Genomic DNA, 19,845 nt, shown 5'->3' on the forward strand with positions numbered 1-19,845 from the left:
TCAGGAAATGCGTAAAAACAAAGAGATAGAGCGTTTCTGTAGTTCGGTTTAAATCGAAAACACTCTAGCGGCGCTCGAGCAGGCGGCAGATCTCTTCAAGCTGATCAAGCGTCTTGTAGGAAATCCTGAGGTGCCCGCCTGAAGCCTTGTGACTGACGGTGACTTCAAGCCCGAGGCTGTCGGACAGTGTCCGCTCCAGCGCCAACGTATCGGCGTCCTTCTCGTCACGACGTGCGGCCTTGGCGTAGTGGGGATCGTTCTGGGCGCGAATATCGTTCTGCGCCAGCCGCTCAGCGTCGCGAACGGAGAGACCCTTTGCGACGATGTTGCGGGCGAGCGTTGCCGGATCCGACGTCGGGATCAGCGCGCGCGCATGGCCTGCCGACAGGCTTCCTTCTGACAACATGTCCCGCACCGGCTCGGGCAGCTTCAAAAGCCGCAGGCTGTTGGCGACATGGCTGCGGCTCTTGCCGATGATCTCGCCGAGATCGTTCTGGGTGTAGCCGTGTTCGGCAATCAGCTGCTCGTAGCCAAGCGCTTCGTCGAGCGGGTTAAGGTCGGACCGCTGCACGTTCTCGACGATCGCGATTTCGAGCGCCGTGCGATCGTCAACGTCGCGGATGATAACCGGAATTTCGGTAAAGCCGGCGAGCTGCGCTGCACGCCAGCGGCGTTCCCCGGCGATGATCTCGTAACGGTCAGTGCCGATCGTGCGAGCGACGACCGGCTGGACGATGCCGTGCTGCCGAATGGAACTGGCGAGGTCCTGCAGTTCACCTTCGTCGAACTGTCGACGCGGGTTTCGCGGGTTGCGCGATACGAACTCGATCGGCACTTTCCGATCGGGGTTAACCGGAGCAGGGGAGGCGCCGGCCTGTATCGGCTGATCCATCTCGCCGATCAATGCAGCCAGTCCCCGGCCAAGCCTTCTCTTCGAGCTGTCGTCGTTCATAGTGTCACCCGATTTAAATTCCGGTACCGAAACAATTATGCGGCTTTGCGCTGCCGCTCGCGCTGGATTACTTCCGATGCGAGTTGAAGGTAGGCTTGGCTGCCTGCGCATTTCAGATCGTAAAGGATGGCCGGCTTACCATAGGACGGTGCTTCCGATACACGCACATTCCGCGGAATGAGCGTGTGGTAGACCTTATCCCCAAGATGGGTGCGGACATCGCTCACCACCTGCTGTGCCAGATTGTTGCGAGAATCGAACATCGTCAACACGATACCCTGGATGTCCAGGTTCGGGTTGACCGTTTGGCGCACTTGGTCAACCGTCTCCAGCAACTGGCTCAAACCCTCCAGCGCGAAGAATTCGCACTGAAGCGGCACCAGTACCGAATGTGCGGCAGCCATAGCGTTCATCGTCAGCAGATTGAACGATGGCGGGCAGTCGACGAGAACGTATGAATACTCCAATGCCTCGGGGCTCTCCAAGGCCTTGCGAAGACGAAAGGCGCGATCGACCTCCCTGGAGATTTCCATTTCGACGCCGAGCAGATCCATCGTCGAGGGCACGATAGCCAGATTCGGCACAACTGTCTGCTGGACGATCTCACCAATCGAGTGCGATCCAACCATCAATTCATAGGAGGAGAGATGGCGATCGCGGCGCTGAATGCCGAGGCCGGTGCTGGCATTGCCCTGCGGGTCCAGATCAACGATCAGAACCTTTTCGCCGATGGCGGCCAATGCCGTTGCCAGATTGATCGCCGTCGTCGTTTTGCCGACGCCCCCCTTCTGGTTCGCTATCGTGATGATCCGATTTTTTGCGCCAAACATGTTTCCGCTCGCCAATCACTGAGTTCTTCGCGAAAGATTTGCGATCTCGAGCACAACAGAATCTGGCTCAACGATGCTTGGGTGTTTTACCAGATCAAACGCATAGCGGCCAACGGCTTTGTCGATCTCACGCTGGTAATCCCGCCCTTTGTGGAAGTAGGCGACCGTTTTGCCACCTTCGGCCGTCAGCCAAGGCGATGAATAATCGAGCAGTAGGCTCAGATCCGCCAGCGCACGGGCGGAAATCGCATCGCATTTTGGTGCGACAGAGCTGGCATCTTCGATTCGAATCGGATGAACGGATCCGCGCGCACCGGTCTCCGTCAACGCAACGCGCAGGAAAGCGGCTTTCTTGTTGTTGCTCTCGATCAAATGTACCCAGCCGTCGGAAAATTCCTGGAGGTAGATGGCGGTAATCACTCCGGGAAATCCACCACCGCTACCGAGATCGACCCAGGTCTTCGGACCCGGCGCAAGTTGCGCCAATTGTAGACTATCGACGATATGCCGCCGCCACAGGTCGTCGAGCGTCGACGGAGCAATCAGATTGATGAACTTCGCCCATTTCTGAAACAGCGCTGCGAAGTGCTCTAGTCGTTCCTTCGTTTCACGTGAAACACGCAGTCCGTTCAAGCCAGCGAAGGGACTCGTTTTCATTGCGCACTTACCTTTTCTTCCCGTTCCGCGGAACGACTCATTCGTTTCAACCAAGCCAAGATCAACGAGGCCGCGGCCGGGGTCATCCCATCGACCTTCAGCGCCTGGGCCAGATTCCGCGGCGCCTGCAGCGTCAACTTCTGCTTCAGCTCATTCGATAGACCAGCTAATGCCGAAAAGTCAAAATCGCTTGGAATCGCTAAATCCTCTTCGCGGCGGATGCCAGCAATGTCCGATGCCTGGCGGTCCATATAGACGGCATAGGCAGCATCGATTTCGAGTGCCTCCACCACCGCGGACGGAATGTCTTTCAACTCGGGCCACAGGATCAGCAAGGCACCAACACTCTGGTCAGGATAGGATAGGATTTCGAACGCCGTTCGCCGCTGGCCATCCTGGTTCAGTTTGAGTCCATGACGGTTGCCTTCTGCCGGCGTCACCGACAATTGCTTGAGCAATGCCCGACCGCTGTCAAACTGCGCCTTCCATTCGACAAAGCGCGCCTGCCGCGCTTCAGACACGCAACCGATTTCGATTGCCTTCGGTGTCAGGCGCACGTCTGCATTGTCGGCACGCAGGGACAATCGGTATTCGGCGCGTGACGTGAACATGCGATAGGGTTCGGTAATACCCCGAGAGGTCAGGTCGTCGACCATCACGCCGATATAGGAATCGGTGCGGCTGAAGATGACGGCTTCGCGCCCCGTCGCTGCCTTGGCAGCATTCAAGCCGGCGACCAGGCCTTGTGCCCCGGCCTCTTCATAGCCCGTGGTGCCATTGATCTGGCCGGCGAGGAACAAGCCCGGCATCTTGCGCACCGCCAGCGTCGCATCAAGCTCACGCGGATCGACGTGATCGTATTCGATCGCGTAACCCGGCTGGAGGATCACGACACTCTCAAGGCCGGGGATTGTGCGAATAAACGCGTCTTGAACGTTTGCCGGCAAGGATGTCGAAATGCCGTTGGGATAGACGGTATCATCGTCCAGGCCTTCCGGTTCAAGGAAGATCTGGTGACCGTCCCGTTCGCCAAAGCGAACGATCTTATCCTCGATCGAGGGGCAGTAGCGCGGACCGACACCTTCGATCTGACCGGAATACATCGCCGACTTGCCGATATTGTCGGCAATGATCTTATGCGTGGCTTCGGTGGTTCGGGTCACACCGCAGTCGATCTGTCGGTTGACGATCCGATCGGTCATGAAGGAGAAGGGCACCGGATCTTCGTCAGGCCCCTGGCGTCCGACGCGATCCCAATCAATAGTCTTGCCGTCCAGGCGTGCTGGCGTCCCCGTCTTCAACCGTCCCAAACGAAGGCCGTAGCGCGCCAAGGTGGCGGAGAGGCCAAGCGACGGCTCTTCGCCAATACGACCCGCCGGTATCTTCTGGTCGCCGATATGGATCAGTCCCTTTAGAAAGGTCCCGGTCGTCAGCACCACCGCCGCCGCAGCAAAGGATCTGCCATCCTTCATCACCACGCCGGCAATCTTGCTGTCCTGTTCAAGAAGGTCGAAAGCATCACCTTCGATCACGGTCAGGTTTTCAATGGCGTCAATCTCTCGCTGCATGGCTTCGCGATAGAGTCGCCGGTCGGCTTGGGTACGTGGGCCACGAACAGCCGGCCCCTTGCGCCGATTGAGCAGACGAAACTGAATTCCAGCCGCATCGGCGATGCGACCCATCAAGCCATCAAGCGCATCGATCTCACGCACGAGGTGGCCTTTGCCTAGACCCCCAATCGCCGGGTTGCACGACATCACGCCAATGGTCGACGCCTTATGGGTAATCAGAGCGGTGCGTGCACCGAGGCGCGCGGCCGCCGCCGCAGCCTCGCAGCCGGCATGACCTCCACCAATGACGATAACGTCAAAATGGACCATTCTTATCATCTCCGATCAAACGCGTTCCGGATTCGAATCGTTTCACGTGAAACACTTCGCATGACTCGCTAGCGTTGTATTGTTTTAGTCGAACATCATTTACCGATACAGAATTCGGAAAATATCACATCCAACAGGTTTTCAACATCCACACGCCCGGTGATGCGTCCGATTGCATCCCCTGCGACACGAAGCAGCTCAGCGCGTATATCCAGGCCGTCTTGGTTCAGGCGCAAACTTTCCGCAAGCGCAATGCTGGCTTGGCGCAAGGCGTCAACATGCCTGCGTCTGGAGGGGATAGAGAGGGCGGTAACCCCAGACAAATCAGGTAGATAGCCCGATATGACGTTCAAGAGCTGGTCCATCCCCGCACCCGTTGTGGTCGAAATCGAAACCTCGGCGCCCGGAATGGTATCGCTGCCGGCTCGGTCGATCTTGGTTGCGACCCGCAAGACCGGCACAGCCGTAAGAGCGAGGTCGTCAAGGGTGTTAAAACCTTCTGTGTTTTCGGAAAGAAGCAGCACAAGGTCGGCGTTTGCAATTACATCGCGAGCGCGGCGAATACCTTCACGCTCCACCGTCTCGTCGGTCTCGCGCAGCCCGGCAGTATCGAACAACTTGACGGAGAATCCGGCTAATGAAAGGTCGACGGAAAGCACATCGCGCGTCGTTCCGGCTATCTCTGTCACGATCGCGATATCACGTTTTGCCAAGGCATTGAGCAGGCTGGACTTGCCGGCGTTGGGTTCGCCGGCAATGACGATCTTCAGGCCATCCCGGATGATTTCGCCAATCGGCGCCTGGGCAATGTGCGCGTCGATCTCGCGACGCAGCAATTCCATATCTTTCCAAATCCGGTCACTGACCGAGCCCGGCACGTCCTCCTCATCGGCGAAATCGAGCTCCGCCTCGATCATCGCGCGCGCATGGGTCAGACGCTTGGCCCAATCGTCATAGACCTTAGACTGGCCGCCGGCGGAATGCTCCAGCGCCAGACGACGCTGCATCTCGGTCTCCGCAGCGATCAGATCCGACAAGCCCTCAATCTCGACAAGATCCATCTTGCCGTTATGGAAGGCTCGCCGTGAAAACTCGCCGGCCTCAGCGTGGCGCAGCCCCGCAAAGCCAGACAACTCATGCAGCAGCATTTGAACAACGGCACGGCTGCCATGCACGTGCAACTCGGCACAGTCTTCCCCTGTAAACGAGGCCGGGCCGCGGAAGTAGATGATCAGGCCGCTATCGATCATGAAACCGTTGCGAGAGCGAATCGATTTCAGTGACGCCAAACGCGGCTCAGGGACGGCACCACACAATGACTTCAGGACAGCGTTTGTTTCTGGTCCGCTTATCCTGATCACCGCTACGCCGGCTGGCAACGCCCCGCTGGAAAGCGCGTATATCGTATCCACCGATGGCATCGTGTCACCTGAGATCCAAAGAGAGTTCCTGCTCTACGCACGCCTGCGCCGGAAACAAGTTCCGGCGGGTGAGGCGGCCTCATATTGATAGCTGAATGAAACGCGTTAGTCGGCGTTCCCGGCGTTCACAGAGGTGTCGAGCGGTTGCAAGCTTATGCCGAATAGTCGGGAGAAGATCAAGCCTTAGCCGCGGGATCGCCCGAATGTGTTTCACGTGAATCACTGAACTGACAGAAGGCGACACCGGATGAGGGGATCCAAGATCATTGCGATAGCGAATCGAAAGGCTCGCCGAGGAAGCCGGTCCATCGTTGAATCCGGCTAATCAACGTGATCGCTGGAAATAAAGAGACCGGGCAAGATCACCTGCCCGGTCTCAATCACGATATCGGCGTTCGGCCGTATCAGGTGTTCATCGAGTCGAAGAAGTCGCCGTTGTTCTTTGTCTGCTTCAGCTTGTCGATGAGGAACTCGATCGCGTCGGTGGTACCCATCGGGGCCAGAATCCGGCGAAGAACGAAGATCTTCTGCAGATCCTGGCGTGGAACCAGCAGGTCTTCCTTACGCGTGCCGGACTTGAGAATGTCCATCGCCGGGAAGATGCGCTTGTCGGCGACCTTGCGGTCGAGCACGATTTCCGAGTTGCCGGTACCCTTGAACTCTTCGAAGATGACTTCGTCCATGCGGCTGCCGGTATCGATCAGCGCCGTGGCGATGATGGTCAGCGAACCACCTTCTTCGATGTTGCGGGCGGCACCAAAGAAGCGCTTCGGGCGCTGCAGGGCGTTGGCGTCGACACCACCGGTCAGAACCTTGCCGGATGAAGGAACAACGGTGTTATAGGCGCGACCGAGGCGGGTGATGGAATCGAGCAGGATCACGACGTCGCGGCCGTGCTCGACCAGGCGCTTTGCCTTTTCGATCACCATTTCGGCGACTTGCACGTGGCGCGTCGCCGGCTCGTCAAAGGTAGAGGAAACCACTTCGCCCTTCACGGAGCGCTGCATGTCGGTGACTTCTTCCGGCCGTTCGTCGATCAACAGAACGATCAGGTAACATTCCGGATGGTTTGCGGTGATCGAGTGGGCGATGTTCTGCAGGAGAACGGTCTTACCGGTGCGCGGCGGAGCGACGATCAGACCGCGCTGGCCCTTGCCGAGCGGCGCGACCAGGTCGATCACCCGAGCAGAAAGGTCCTTCGACGTCGGGATATCGAGTTCCATCTTGAAGCGCTCGTTTGGATAGAGCGGCGTCAGGTTGTCGAAGTGAACCTTGTGACGGATCTTTTCGGGATCGTCGAAATTGATGGTGTTGACTTTCAGCAGCGCGAAGTAGCGTTCGCCTTCCTTCGGTCCGCGGATCGGTCCCTCGACCGTGTCGCCGGTCTTCAGCGAGAAGCGGCGGATCTGGGAGGGGGAGATGTAGATATCGTCCGGGCCGGGAAGGTAGTTGGCATTGGCAGAGCGCAGAAAGCCGAATCCGTCCTGCAGAACCTCGACGACGCCTTCACCGATGATTTCGATATCCTGGGAGGCGAGCATCTTGAGGATTGCGAACATCAGCTCCTGCTTGCGCATGGTGCTCGCATTTTCCACCTCGAGCTCTTCGGCAAAGGCCAGAAGATCGGTCGGCGTCTTGTTCTTAAGTTCTTGTAGCTTCATTTCAGCCATGAAGGATCCATGTTTCGTCTGGGAATGGAAAGACGGCGTGTTTTCTGAAGGGAGCTGCGGCAGGAGGGGCAGGCTCTGGTCTTTGTCACAAGCCATGAAGAGGAGATGGGAGAAAATAGCGATTCACGTGAAACGCCGCAAGGGGCTGACGAAAATTAGCGAGAACTATTACAATTAGCAATCGTTAAAATTCAAAACGGCTTCACCACGACCATGATGACGATCAGGATCATCAGCAGCGTCGGGGCTTCGTTCATCAACCGCCAGTAGCGTGCCGTGCGGCGATTTTCGTCCCGCTGGAACGCCCGAACCGCCCGGCTGAAGCGCATGTGCACGACGGTCAGCATCACCACGAATAGCAGCTTGGCGTGAAGCCAGCCGCCCTGGAAGTCGTAGACGCTCCAGGCGAGGTAAAGCCCGAGCACCCAGGAGATCATCATCGCCGGGTTCATGATGACCGTCAGCAACCGCTGTTCCATCATTTTGAAGGTTTCGGACTGTTCGGAACCGGGTGCTGCGTCGGTGTGGTAGATGAACAGGCGCGGCATGTAGAGCAGCGCTGCCATCCACGACATCACCGCAATCACGTGTAGCGCCTTGATCCAGAGATAGAGGCTGTCGGGCTGCCAGACGAAAAGCCCGATGAGCGACGCGGCAAAACCGCCAAGCGCAATCATTGCTCTGACCCGCGCCCTGTTGCCTGGACCGCGATCCCTCTGGCGTTCATCCATCAGCGTGCTCCGCGAACGCGCGACACCAGCGCCGAGACGTTCTCCGGATCGGCCTGCGGCGTAATCCCGTGACCGAGGTTGAAAATGAGCGGTCCGTTGCCGAGCGCATCGAGAATACGATCTATGCCCTGCTCGAGGGCGGCACCGCCGGAAACGACCCGCATCGGATCAAGGTTACCCTGCACCGGTCCGTCCTTCTGCAAATCGACAGCAAAGGACAGTGGGACGGTCCAATCGAGCCCGATGGCATCGGCACCCGTCTTCTGGCGATAATGCTTCAGGAGAAGCCCTGCGCCCTTGGCAAAGGCAATGATCTTGGCCTGCGGACGTCGCGTCCGCACCGAAGCGATGATTCGCGCGACCGGCTTGACGGCAAATCGTTCGAATTCCTCTTCGCCCAGAACGCCAGCCCAGGAGTCGAAAATCTGTACCGCATCGGCGCCGGCATCGATCTGCTCGACCAGATAGTCCGCCGACACATCGGCCAGGAACGTCAAAAGCCGTTCGAAGGCTTCCGGGTTCTGGTAAGCGAACAGCCGGGCAGGGGCCTGATCCGGTGTTCCCTGACCAGCGATCATGTAGGTCGCAACGGTCCAGGGCGCACCGCAAAATCCGAGCAGCGTCGTCTCCGCCGGAAGTTCCCCACGCAAACGCGATACCGTTTCGAAGACCGGTTTCAGGTGATTGGAGATACCGTCAGCCTTCAGAGCATCGATGCCATCAACGTCGATCGGATCCATTCTCGGACCATGGCCTTCCTCAAAGCGAACGTTGCGCTTCAGCGCGTCCGGGATGACGAGGATGTCGGAAAAAAGAATGGCTGCGTCAAAAGCATAACGACGGATCGGTTGAAGCGTCACTTCGACAGCGAGATCAGGCGTGTAACAGAGATCGAGGAAACTTCCGGCGACGGCACGCGTTGCTCGATATTCGGGAAGGTACCGGCCGGCCTGGCGCATGAGCCAGACGGGAGGAGGACTGACCGTCTTCCCCTCCAAAACCTCCAGAACTTTCCTTCGTGTCTCGGCCACGGATGGTCTCTCCTAATATATAAACAAAGATATTTAGACTCTTTCTATTTCTTAGAGTCGGTGGGTATCAAGGATTAAAAGATGGCCACAGTTCATCCACGGCCACCCGATCGGATTAATCCGAGTGGGAAGCAGAGCAGCGGTCATGAATGCATTTCGTGGATAAGTGCAAAAATCCGATTTGAATCAGAGGATTGCCGTCTTTGAGAGAAAGCGATTTGCTGTGGACAATGAGTCGAAACGCGTGACACTTTGTCATTGCTGTGAGTCTTGTCCACATCCCCCGCGAAGCTTTCTTCGGCGTCGCACCAATTGTGAATAAGTCGGCAGTTTTCCCCTTGCCTCGGCCGTCGCGGCGCCGGTAGCCTCTTTTATCCCGGTTTATCAACAGCACCCGGAGAATTGCGTGGAGAACAAGAAAAACTACTTCCACCTGCATCTGATCTCCGATTCGACGGGGGAGACCTTGATCGCTGCGGGGCGGGCGGCAGCGGCGCAATTCCAGGCGTCGCATGCGCTCGAGCATGTCTATCCGCTGATCAGGAATCGCCGGCAGTTGCTGCAGGTTCTCGATGCGATCGATGGCGCCCCCGGCATCGTGCTTTATACGATCGTCGATCGCGAGCTGGCTGATATCATTGATCAGCGCTGTCGCGAGATGGGCGTGCCGTGCGTCTCCGTGCTCGATCCGATCATCGAACTGTTTCAGTCCTATCTCGGCTCGCCGTCGCGACGCCGTTCCGGCGCGCAGCACGTGATGGATGCCGATTACTTCGCGCGGATCGATGCGTTGAATTTCACCATGGACCATGATGATGGTCAGCTGCCGGCCGATTTCGATGATGCCGATGTGGTGTTAATCGGCATCAGCCGAACATCGAAGACGCCGACATCCATCTACCTCGCCAACCGCGGCATAAAGACGGCCAATATTCCGATCGTCCCGGGCGTGCCGCTTCCCGATCGGCTGATGGCGGCAACCAAGCCACTGGTCGTCGGCCTGATTGCGACCGCCGACCGCATTTCCCAAGTTCGTCAGCATCGGGTGCTTGGCACCACGCAAGGCTTTCACGGCGATCAATATACCGATAGGGCAGCGATCGCCGAGGAGCTGAAATATGCCCGCGCGCTTTGCGCGCGCAACAACTGGCCGCTCATCGACGTCACCCGCCGCTCGATCGAGGAAACCGCCGCCGCAATTGTTGCCCTGCGTCCGCGGCTGCGATAGAGCGAATCCGAACAATTCGGGAACTTCGATGATGACACCTTCACTCGTTCTGGCTTCAGCAAGCCCGTTCCGTCGCGCGCTTCTGGAAAATGCCGGCTTGGTGTTTACCGCACGCGCCGCCGAGATCGACGAGCGGGCGCTTGAAAAACCACTTGAGGAAGAAGGTGCAGTTCCTGAAGATGTCGCGATGAGGCTGGCCGAAGCCAAGGCGAGGGATGTCGCCCGGCATTTTCCCGAGGCATTGGTGATCGGTTCCGACCAGACCATGTCGCTCGGCCAGCGTGTCTATCACAAACCGAAGGACATGGTCGAAGCCGGACAGCATCTGTTGTCGCTCTCCGGCAAGACCCATCGCCTGAACAGCGCGATTGTCCTCTTGCGCGGCGATGAGATCCTTTGGCGCCATGTCTCGTCCGCAAATATGTCAGTGCGCACACTGACGCCGGAATTCGTCGATCGCCATCTGCAGCGTGTCGGCAGCAAGGCCCTGTCCAGTGTCGGCGCCTACCAGCTGGAGGGTGAGGGCATCCAGCTGTTCGACAAGATCGATGGTGACTATTTCACCATCCTCGGTCTTCCGATGCTGCCGCTGCTCGCAAAACTTCGGGAATTGGGAACGATCGATGCGTGATTCACGTGAAACATTTGTTAACCACGCCTTCGTCACCGGTTATCCGATCAAGCATTCCAGGTCGCCATTGATCCACGGCTATTGGCTGAAACAGCTCGGGATAGACGGCAGCTACCGCGCGCACGAGGTGAAGCCGGCCGATTTCTCGGCCTTCATCGCAGAGCTGAAGCAAGGCACATCAGGTTTTTGCGGCGGCAACGTCACCATCCCGCACAAGGAAGTCGCCCATCGGTTGGCAGATCGCCCTGACGATCTCTGTCTGGAACTCGGCGCCGCCAATACGCTTTGGCTCGAGGCCGGCGAAGTCCATGCCACCAACACCGATGGCCAAGGGTTCGTTGCCAATCTTGACGAACGGGCGGCCGGCTGGGACCAATGTTCGACCGCGGTTGTGCTCGGTGCCGGTGGCGCCAGCCGCGCCGTCATCCAGGCCGTGCGCGACCGGGGCATTAGCACCATCCATGTCGTCAATCGCACGGTGGCGAGGGCTCAGGAGTTGTCCGACCGTTTCGGGTCGGCCGTGCATGCGCATCCGATGGAGGCATTGAACGAGGTGATGACCGGCGCTGGCCTCTTCATCAACACCACGTCTCTCGGCATGGATGGACAGGATGCACCGCAGATCGATTTCACCGTCATGGCCAGGGGTGCGGTGGTCACCGATATCGTCTATGTCCCGTTGAAGACGCCTTTGCTTCGCCAGGCGGAGGAGCAGGGCTACGCCATCGTCGATGGACTTGGCATGCTGCTGCACCAGGCTGCGCCTGGTTTCGAGCTCTGGTTCGGCCGCCGGCCCGTGGTCGACGCTAACCTCCGGCAACTCGTCATCGATGATATGGGGACGCACGCATGATGATTGTCGGATTGACCGGATCGATGGCAATGGGCAAGTCGACAACGGCGCAGATGTTCCGCGAGTTCGGGGTGCCGGTCAACGACGCCGATGAAGTGGTGCACGCGCTTTATCGCGGCGAAGCCGTCGCACTGGTCGAAGCCGCCTTTCCGGGAACAGTCAGGGACGGGGCGATCGATCGCGCCGAACTGTCCCGCCAGTTGTTGGCAACACCGGAAAGGCTACGCGAACTCGAAAACATCGTGCATCCGCTCGTTCGCCAGAAAGAACGCGAGTTCCTCGACAGGAATGCTGCGGCTGAGGTGCCCTTCGTCGTGCTCGATATTCCGTTGTTGTTCGAGACGGGCGCCGAGGCGCGGGTCGATAAAGTGGTCGTGGTTAGCTGCGCGCCCGAGATTCAAAGAGAGCGAGCGATGAAACGCCCCGGCATGACTGAAGAGAAATTTGCTATGATCCTGGCGCGTCAGGTGCCGGACAGTCAGAAGCGTGAACGCGCCGACTATATCATCGATACCAGCGACAGCTTCGACAACACACGCCAACAGGTGAGGGCGATCGTCGATGACCTCACCACGAATGGAGCGCCCGATGCGTGAGATCATTTTCGATACGGAAACGACCGGCCTCGACAATCGCGAGGACAGGGTGATCGAAATCGGTGGCGTCGAGCTGGAAAACCAGTTTCCGACCGGCCGTACGCTGCATATCTTCGTCAATCCCGGCAATCGCAAGGTTCATCCGGATGCGCTTGCCATTCACGGCATCACCGATGATTTCCTGAAGGACAAGCCGCCTTTTGCCGATGTTGCCCAGCAGATCCTCGACTTCTTCGGCGATGCCCGCTGGGTGGCGCACAATGCCACCTTCGACATGGGCTTCATTAATGCCGAATTCGGTCGCATCGGGTTGCCGGTCATTGCCGGCGAACGGGTGACGGATACGCTAGCGCTTGCTCGCCGGAAGCACCCGATGGGCCCGAACTCGCTCGATGCGCTTTGCCGTCGTTACGGCATCGACAATTCTCATCGCGCCAAGCACGGCGCGCTTCTCGACTCCGAGCTTCTTGCAGAAGTCTATATCGAGATGCTCGGCGGTCGTCAGGCCGCCTTGGGTCTGGTGTCGAGCAACAAGGTCGCGGGACAAACCGTCGCACACGACGATGCGCCGATCGTCATTGCGCAGCGCCCAAGGCCTTTGCCGAACCGATTGTCCGAAGCGGATGAGGAGGCTCATGCCGCGCTGGTTGCGAAGCTGGGGCCCAAGGCAATCTGGGCCAAATACGATCTGCAGGAATGAAAAAAGCCCGGCTCGACCGGGCTTTTTACTAATAATTGCGATCCAGACCGAACAAGATCAGTTGGCGGTCTCGTTGGTGTTCGACACCTGAGAACGGACCTTTTCTTCGGCCATGCGCTGGGCGAACATCTGAGCGAAATCGATCGGGTCGATCATCAGCGGCGGGAAGCCGCCGTTGCGGGTCGCGTCGGCAACGATCTGGCGCGCGAACGGGAACAGCAGGCGCGGGCATTCGATGAACAGCAGCGGCAGCATGTGTTCCTGCGGGAAGCCGGCAACACGGAAAACGCCGCCGTAGGAAAGTTCGACGTTGAACAGAACGCGCTCACCGTCCTTGGCTTCCGCGTTCAGCGAGAGAACGACATCGAAATCGTTCTCGGCAAGCGGATTGGCGTTGACGTTGACGTTGATGTTGATCGACGGCGCATTGTCACGGGCCTGCAGCGAACGCGGTGCGCCCGGGTTCTCGAACGAGAGATCCTTGACATACTGGGCGAGGATGTTGAGCGACGGGCTCTGCTGCGCGCTGCCGTTGCCGTTGGATGCGGTATCAGTCGTCATAAGGGTTTCCTCGACTTCAATTCGGTGAGGCCATCTAGCATTTCGTCATAGGGCTTACAACCCTGCGCCACAGGCCTTTGCTATTGCCGCCGGCGCTCTTCGGACGGGTTTGGTTCGTCATCATCGGTCCTTGAGAACTCGCCTTCGCCAAGGTCGATGACGCGCGGTTGGGCGCGCTCTTCCGGTGAATGGCTCGGTCCGCGCCAGGACTGGCTCGAGGCAGCGGTTACAATCGTCATTTTTGACCTCAGATAGCCGGCCACGGCCTGCCGGACAGGCGGCACAAATAAAAACAGACCGAAGATGTCGCTGATGAAGCCGGGCACGATCAACAACAGGGCTGCGACGAACATCAAGGCACCGCCGAGGACCTCGCGGCCGGGATCGCTGCCAGTGCGCGTTGCTTCCTGCATGCGCCTGATCATGGCGAAACCCTGGAAGCGAAGGAGGACGACCCCGGCGATTGCGCTCGACAGAACGAGCAGCAGCGTCATCGCCAGGCCGATTTCGCGGCCGACGATGACGAAGCCGGCAATCTCGGCAAGGGGCAGTCCAAGAACGACCAGGGGAATTAACATTGAGCGCATTAGCGGTGCCTGAAAGGGTCTTCGCATCGTCACCTCCGATCTAAGGGTGCGACAACGCTGTTTGAATGATCTATCCTTGCGGACTATATGGAATAGCTACGAGAAATTCTAACAGCGGTTTCAGGTGGAAATGGGCTCTTTCGACTTCATCACGTTTTTTTTCTTGATCGCCGCAGTGGTCATTTTCCTGCAGTTGCGCAGCGTTCTCGGTCGCCGGACCGGCAGCGAGCGGCCACCGTTTGATCCCTATTCTCCGAGAGACATGAGTCAGGGGCCTGAAAAGGCCGACAATGGCAAGGTCGTCCAGCTGCCGCGCCGCGACAATGTCGAGGACGATTCGGCCCGCTATGCCGCGATTGACGCCTTTGCCAAGGCGGGGACGCCGCTCAACGATCAGCTCCGTTCGTTGACCGACGCCGACACCGGCTTCGACCCGAAGGAGTTCGTCAACGGGGCGAAGATGGCCTACGAGATGATCGTTATGGCTTTTGCCGACGGCGACCGAAAGACGCTGAAGAACCTGTTGTCGCGCGAGGTCTATGAAGGCTTCGACGCCGCGATTGCCGAGCGCGAGCGCAAGGGCGAGGTGGTGAAATCTACCTTCGTCGGCATCGAGAAGGCCGACATCATCCACGCCGAGGTCAAGGACAGCGAAGAAAACATCACGGTCCGGATCGTCAGCCAGTTGATCTCGGCGACCTACGACAAGCAGGGCGCCATCATCGATGGAGACGCGGAGTCGGTGGCCGAAGTCAACGATCTCTGGACTTTCTCGCGCGACATTCGTTCACGTGATCCGAATTGGAAGCTGATCGCTACCGAATCCGAAAACTGATCGGAAGGGGCGACCATGACGCTTCGACTTGAGCCTGTCACCTTCTCCGATCTACCGGGGTGGCAGGACGACGATCCAACGGCGGTGATCGACGCGCTGCGCCGCTGTCACCACCATGTCTCGACGGCAAAGCCTTACCGCACCGGTTCGCTGGGCATTTCTGTCGATGATTTGGTGCCCGCGTTTTCGGCTGCAAGCGCAGATGTTGCCGACGCGGCTGCAGCCCGCGCATTCTTCGAGCAACAGTTCGTCGCCTTCAGGATCAGGCCGGAAAACGCCAAGACCGGTTTCGTGACGGCGTTCTACGAGCCCGAGATCGACGTGCGAGCGACACCCGACGAAGTCTTCCGCTATCCGATCTATCGGCGCCCAATCGATCTCGTCGACGTCGACGACACCAACCGGCCGGCCGATATGGATCCCTATTTCGCCTTCGGCCGGCTGCATGACGGCGTGGTTGGCGAATATCCCGACCGTCGCGCGATCGATGAGGGCTTTCTGGCGGGGCGCGGTCTGGAGATTGCCTATGCCAGATCCAAGGTCGATGTGTTCTTCGTCCACGTCCAGGGTGCTGCCCGGCTCGTCTATCCCGACGGTTCGCGCCGGCGCATCACCTATGCCGCCAAGACCGGTCATTATTTTTCCCCGATCGGAAAGCTGCTGATCGATCGCGGCGAGATCGATGCCGCCACCGTGTCGATGATGAGCATCCGGGGTTGGCTCGCCGCCAATCCGGATAAGATCGACGAGGTACTTTGGCACAATCGTTCCTTCATCTTTTTCCGCGAGGCGGACGTCGAAGACGAGCGGCTGGGGCCGGTCGCTGCCGCCAAGGTTTCGCTGGAGCCGGGACGATCGCTTGCCGTCGATCGGCTGATCCATACCTTCGGCGTGCCGTTTTTCATCTCAAGCGACAGCCTGACGCGTCTCGATGCCGGGCGGCCGTTTCGGCGGCTGATGCTGGCGCTTGACACCGGATCGGCGATCGTCGGCCCGGCCCGCGGCGACATCTTCACCGGATCCGGTGACAGGGCGGGCGAGCTTGCGGGTGCGGTTCGCAACGAAGCCGATTTCTACATCTTCATCCCTCGTGCGGCCGCGGCAAGATACGGCAATGGCTAGGGGCAAGAAGCTTTCGGCCGAAGAGCGGATCCTCTGGGGAAAGGTGGCACGCACGACCAGGCCCATGCCTGGCCGTCTCGACGATCTCCGGGAATTCCTCGGCGAGGATGTTCCGGCCGAGCCCAAGGACGAGCCGCAGAAGACGCAGGCCACGGCCTCGCCGAGTGGTGCCGACGACCAGCAGGGAATTACCCTCAGCAAGACCGCGAACGGCAGACACCACTATCCGCTTGAAAAGCCGGTCAAGCGCAAGCTGTCGAAGGGGCACCTCGCGCTTGAAGCGCGGATCGATCTCCACGGCATGATCCAGAGCGAGGCCCATGGCTTCCTCCTGCATTTTCTTTTGAGAGCGCATGAGCGCGGGCTGCGCCACGTTCTTGTCATCACCGGCAAGGGAACGTCGATCGGCAGCGACGGCGCCTTGAAGCGTGCCGTGCCGCTCTGGTTTTCGCTGCCGGAGTTCCGGCCATTGATCTCGAGCTACGAGCCCGCGGCCCGCAATCATGGCGGCGATGGTGCGCTGTATGTCCGCCTGGCGCGCAGCAAGGGAAGCACGACGTGACCCCCTTTGGCGTGGCGGTGCGCGCGTTGCGGCGCAAGAAGGGGGTGTCGCAGAAGCAGATGGCCGCGGCGATCGGCGTCTCTGCCGCCTATCTCTCAGCGCTCGAACATGGAAAGCGCGGCGCGCCGAGCTTCGATTTTCTGCAAAGGGTCGCCGGCTATTTCAATGTCATCTGGGACGATGCCGAGGAATTGTTCCAGATCGCCCAGGTCTCCGCGCCGAAAGTGGTGCTGGATACGTCCGGGCTGGCGCCGGAATACACGGCCTTCGCCAACCGCTTGAGAGGGCAAATCCGCTATTTGTCCATCGACACGATCCGCGCCCTGGAAGATGTTTTGGAAAAAGCCACATTTCCTGCTAATGACAGGGGATGAACAGCTGTTTTCCGGCCGCTGCGCGCGGTCCGGGATTTGGAACCGTGGACAAATTTTCTATAGTCCGCGAGGCGTCCGAGACGTGATTCGCAACGAATCACCCCGTCCGAAGAACCTGGAAAGACCCGAAGCCGAATGACCGATATTCCTGAAACCGATACCGGCGCCGCCGCCGAATATGGTGCCGACTCCATCAAGGTGTTGAAGGGCCTGGATGCCGTACGCAAGCGGCCGGGCATGTATATCGGCGACACCGACGACGGCTCCGGTCTGCATCACATGGTGTACGAGGTGGTCGACAACGCCATCGACGAGGCTCTCGCAGGCCACGCCGATATCGTCACGGTGACGCTCAATGCCGACGGCTCGGTGACGGTAACCGACAACGGCCGCGGCATCCCGACCGACATCCACAAGGAAGAGGGCGTCTCGGCGGCCGAGGTCATCATGACGCAACTCCACGCCGGCGGTAAGTTCGACCAGAATTCCTACAAGGTTTCCGGCGGTCTGCACGGCGTTGGCGTTTCGGTGGTCAACGCGCTGTCCGTCATGCTGCGGTTGAAGATCCGCCGTGCGGGCAAGATCCATGAGATGAGCTTCACCCACGGCGTGGCTGACAGCCCGCTGAAGGTGATCGGCGACGCCGGCACCGATACCGGCACCGAAGTGACGTTCCTGCCGAGCACAGACACCTTTACCAAGACGGACTTCGACTACGGCACGCTCGAGCATCGCCTGCGCGAACTCGCCTTCCTGAATTCCGGCGTGCGCATCGTCCTGACCGACAAGCGCCATTCGGACGTGCGCCAGGACGAGATGATGTATGACGGCGGCCTTGAAGCCTTCGTTGCCTATCTCGACCGGGCCAAGAAGCCGCTCGTGCAGAAGCCGGTTTCGATCCGCGGCGAAAAGGACGGTATCACCGTCGAAGTCGCGATGTGGTGGAACGACAGCTACCACGAGAACGTGCTCTGCTTCACCAACAACATTCCGCAACGCGACGGCGGCACGCACATGGCCGGTTTCCGCGGTGCGCTGACCCGGCAGATCACCTCCTATGGCGAAAGCTCTGGTATCACCAAGAAGGAAAAGGTCACGCTGACCGGCGACGACTGCCGCGAAGGCCTGACCGCCGTTCTCTCGGTCAAGGTGCCGGATCCGAAGTTCTCATCGCAGACCAAGGACAAGCTGGTTTCCTCGGAAGTTCGTCCGGTGGTCGAAAGCCTCGTCAACGAAGCCTTGAGCACCTGGCTGGAGGAGCATCCCTCCGACGCCAAGATCCTTGTCGGCAAGGTCGTCGAAGCGGCCGCCGCACGCGAGGCGGCGCGCAAGGCACGCGAACTGACGCGCCGCAAGGGCGCGCTCGACATCTCCTCGCTGCCGGGCAAGTTGGCGGACTGCTCCGAACGCGATCCGGCAAAATCCGAAGTCTTCCTGGTGGAGGGTGATTCGGCAGGCGGTTCGGCCAAGCAGGGACGCTCGCGCGAAAACCAGGCGATCCTGCCGCTGCGTGGCAAGATCCTGAACGTCGAACGCGCGCGTTTCGACAAGATGCTTTCGAGCCAGGAAATCGGCACGCTGATCACCGCGCTCGGCACATCGATCGGTAAAGACGAGTTCAACGCCGACAAGCTGCGCTACCACAAGATCATCATCATGACGGACGCCGACGTCGACGGCGCCCACATCCGCACCCTGCTGCTCACCTTCTTCTTCCGGCAGATGCCGGAGCTGATCGAGCGCGGCCACCTCTATATTGCCCAGCCACCGCTTTATAAGGTGACGCGCGGCAAGTCCGCCCAGTACCTGAAAAACGAGCAGGCGCTGGAAGATTACCTGATCTCGATGGGCCTCGAGGAAGCTACGCTGGAGCTTGCTTCCGGTGAGGTTCGCGCCGGTCAGGACCTGCGCGAAGTCATCAACGATGCGTTGCGCGTGCGTAACCTGATGGATGGTCTTCACTCGCGCTACAATCGTTCGATTGTCGAACAGGCAGCCATTGCCGGCGCCTTGAATGTCGAACTCAACGGCCAGCGCGAACAATACGAGCAGGTCGCGATCGAAGTGGCGCGCAGGCTTGATGTGATCGCCGAAGAGACTGAACGCGGCTGGACCGGAGCGGTCACCGCCGAAGGCGGTCTCAAGCTTGAACGCATGGTTCGTGGCGTCAAGGAAGTCGCCATCCTCGATATGGCGCTGATCGGCTCGTCCGACGCCCGCCACATCGACCAGCTGACATCGAAGCTCAAGGAGATCTATTCCGCGCCTCCGGTGCTTCGCCGCCGCGATGGTGGGCAAGATATCAGCGGCCCGCGCGCGCTTCTGGATGCAATCTTCGCAGCAGGCCGCAAGGGTCTGTCGATGCAGCGTTACAAGGGTCTTGGCGAGATGAATGCCGAGCAGCTCTGGGAGACGACGCTCGATCCGAACGTGCGTTCGCTGCTGCAGGTTCGGGTGAACGACGCGACGGACGCGGATGGCCTGTTCTCGCGCCTGATGGGCGACGAGGTCGAGCCGCGCCGCGACTTCATCCAGGAAAACGCGCTGAGCGTCGCCAACCTCGATATCTGATCGCAATACGATCAGCCGCACTTCTAATGATCCCGGTGCCGCAAGGCACCGGG

At 59.4% G+C, this 19,845-nt stretch carries 20 protein-coding genes; 10 read left to right on the forward strand and 10 right to left on the reverse strand.

Features of this window, described 5'->3' with window-relative positions:
- Positions 1–64: 64 nt before the first annotated feature.
- The 8 genes from ASD00_RS10350 to hemE all read right to left on the reverse strand — a co-directional run bounded on the left by ASD00_RS10350 (position 65) and on the right by hemE (position 9,172).
- Positions 65–952: a ParB/RepB/Spo0J family partition protein gene (locus ASD00_RS10350; RefSeq protein ID WP_025425295.1), complete on the reverse strand. Its 888-nt coding sequence runs from the start codon at positions 950–952 to the stop codon at positions 65–67.
- A 35-nt stretch (positions 953–987) separates the two neighbouring features.
- Positions 988–1,782, reverse strand: a complete 795-nt coding sequence (locus ASD00_RS10355) for a ParA family protein (protein WP_025425296.1) — start codon at positions 1,780–1,782, stop codon at positions 988–990.
- Between the two features lie 15 nt (positions 1,783–1,797).
- Positions 1,798–2,439: a 16S rRNA (guanine(527)-N(7))-methyltransferase RsmG gene (gene rsmG, locus ASD00_RS10360; RefSeq protein ID WP_025425297.1), complete on the reverse strand. Its 642-nt coding sequence runs from the start codon at positions 2,437–2,439 to the stop codon at positions 1,798–1,800.
- Positions 2,436–4,319, reverse strand: a complete 1,884-nt coding sequence (gene mnmG / locus ASD00_RS10365; protein WP_057206469.1) for a tRNA uridine-5-carboxymethylaminomethyl(34) synthesis enzyme MnmG — start codon at positions 4,317–4,319, stop codon at positions 2,436–2,438. The genes rsmG and mnmG overlap by 4 nt, the downstream gene beginning before the upstream one ends.
- A 95-nt stretch (positions 4,320–4,414) precedes the next feature.
- Entirely contained in the window at positions 4,415–5,740 is a 1,326-nt protein-coding gene (gene mnmE / locus ASD00_RS10370) for a tRNA uridine-5-carboxymethylaminomethyl(34) synthesis GTPase MnmE (RefSeq protein WP_025425299.1), read from the reverse strand.
- 404 nt (positions 5,741–6,144) lie between these two features.
- Positions 6,145–7,410: a transcription termination factor Rho gene (gene rho / locus ASD00_RS10375; RefSeq protein WP_025425300.1), complete on the reverse strand. Its 1,266-nt coding sequence runs from the start codon at positions 7,408–7,410 to the stop codon at positions 6,145–6,147.
- 191 nt (positions 7,411–7,601) lie between these two features.
- Complete coding sequence (gene hemJ / locus ASD00_RS10380; RefSeq protein WP_107028047.1) at positions 7,602–8,144, reverse strand: protoporphyrinogen oxidase HemJ; 543 nt, start codon at positions 8,142–8,144, stop codon at positions 7,602–7,604.
- Positions 8,141–9,172, reverse strand: coding sequence for a uroporphyrinogen decarboxylase (gene hemE / locus ASD00_RS10385; protein WP_025425302.1), 1,032 nt, complete (start codon positions 9,170–9,172; stop codon positions 8,141–8,143). The genes hemJ and hemE overlap by 4 nt, the downstream gene beginning before the upstream one ends.
- A gap of 406 nt (positions 9,173–9,578) precedes the next feature.
- Here hemE and ASD00_RS10390 point away from each other — a divergent pair, with 406 nt between their 5' ends.
- From ASD00_RS10390 to dnaQ, 5 genes are read left to right on the forward strand one after another with little or no spacing between them, the layout of a single operon-like run.
- A complete protein-coding gene (locus tag ASD00_RS10390) occupies positions 9,579–10,400 on the forward strand; it encodes a pyruvate, water dikinase regulatory protein (protein ID WP_025425303.1) in 822 nt (273 codons plus the stop codon).
- Positions 10,401–10,431: 31 nt separating this feature from the next.
- Positions 10,432–11,031, forward strand: coding sequence for a Maf-like protein (locus ASD00_RS10395; RefSeq protein ID WP_025425304.1), 600 nt, complete (start codon positions 10,432–10,434; stop codon positions 11,029–11,031).
- Positions 11,024–11,884 carry a shikimate dehydrogenase gene (locus ASD00_RS10400; protein ID WP_025425305.1) on the forward strand — a complete coding sequence of 287 codons (861 nt, stop codon included), beginning with the start codon at positions 11,024–11,026 and terminating at the stop codon, positions 11,882–11,884. Before ASD00_RS10395 ends, ASD00_RS10400 begins: the two co-directional genes overlap by 8 nt.
- Positions 11,881–12,480: a dephospho-CoA kinase gene (gene coaE, locus ASD00_RS10405; RefSeq protein ID WP_025425306.1), complete on the forward strand. Its 600-nt coding sequence runs from the start codon at positions 11,881–11,883 to the stop codon at positions 12,478–12,480. The genes ASD00_RS10400 and coaE overlap by 4 nt, the downstream gene beginning before the upstream one ends.
- The gene (dnaQ, locus tag ASD00_RS10410) at positions 12,473–13,180 is read left to right on the forward strand and encodes a DNA polymerase III subunit epsilon (protein WP_025425307.1); all 708 of its coding nucleotides are present in this window, start codon (positions 12,473–12,475) and stop codon (positions 13,178–13,180) included. The genes coaE and dnaQ overlap by 8 nt, the downstream gene beginning before the upstream one ends.
- A gap of 57 nt (positions 13,181–13,237) precedes the next feature.
- Here the strand turns inward: dnaQ and secB are convergent, their stop codons facing one another.
- Complete coding sequence (secB, locus tag ASD00_RS10415) at positions 13,238–13,741, reverse strand: protein-export chaperone SecB (protein WP_025425308.1); 504 nt, start codon at positions 13,739–13,741, stop codon at positions 13,238–13,240.
- 80 nt (positions 13,742–13,821) lie between these two features.
- Positions 13,822–14,328, reverse strand: coding sequence for an FxsA family protein (locus tag ASD00_RS10420; RefSeq protein WP_025425309.1), 507 nt, complete (start codon positions 14,326–14,328; stop codon positions 13,822–13,824).
- 130 nt (positions 14,329–14,458) lie between these two features.
- Between ASD00_RS10420 and ASD00_RS10425 the strand changes: the two genes are divergently transcribed.
- From ASD00_RS10425 to gyrB, 5 genes are all read left to right on the forward strand, one after another.
- Positions 14,459–15,163, forward strand: a complete 705-nt coding sequence (locus tag ASD00_RS10425; protein WP_025425310.1) for a Tim44/TimA family putative adaptor protein — start codon at positions 14,459–14,461, stop codon at positions 15,161–15,163.
- 15 nt (positions 15,164–15,178) lie between these two features.
- Entirely contained in the window at positions 15,179–16,285 is a 1,107-nt protein-coding gene (locus ASD00_RS10430; protein WP_025425311.1) for a murein transglycosylase A, read from the forward strand.
- Positions 16,278–16,847, forward strand: coding sequence for a Smr/MutS family protein (locus tag ASD00_RS10435; protein WP_057206471.1), 570 nt, complete (start codon positions 16,278–16,280; stop codon positions 16,845–16,847). Before ASD00_RS10430 ends, ASD00_RS10435 begins: the two co-directional genes overlap by 8 nt.
- A complete protein-coding gene (locus ASD00_RS10440; protein WP_025425313.1) occupies positions 16,844–17,221 on the forward strand; it encodes a helix-turn-helix transcriptional regulator in 378 nt (125 codons plus the stop codon). The genes ASD00_RS10435 and ASD00_RS10440 overlap by 4 nt, the downstream gene beginning before the upstream one ends.
- Positions 17,222–17,356: 135 nt before the next feature.
- Positions 17,357–19,792, forward strand: a complete 2,436-nt coding sequence (gene gyrB / locus ASD00_RS10445) for a DNA topoisomerase (ATP-hydrolyzing) subunit B (protein ID WP_057206475.1) — start codon at positions 17,357–17,359, stop codon at positions 19,790–19,792.
- Positions 19,793–19,845: the final 53 nt, after the last annotated feature.

Source organism: Ensifer sp. Root31, assembly GCF_001424825.1.
GTDB classification, from domain to species: domain Bacteria; phylum Pseudomonadota; class Alphaproteobacteria; order Rhizobiales; family Rhizobiaceae; genus Ensifer; species Ensifer canadensis.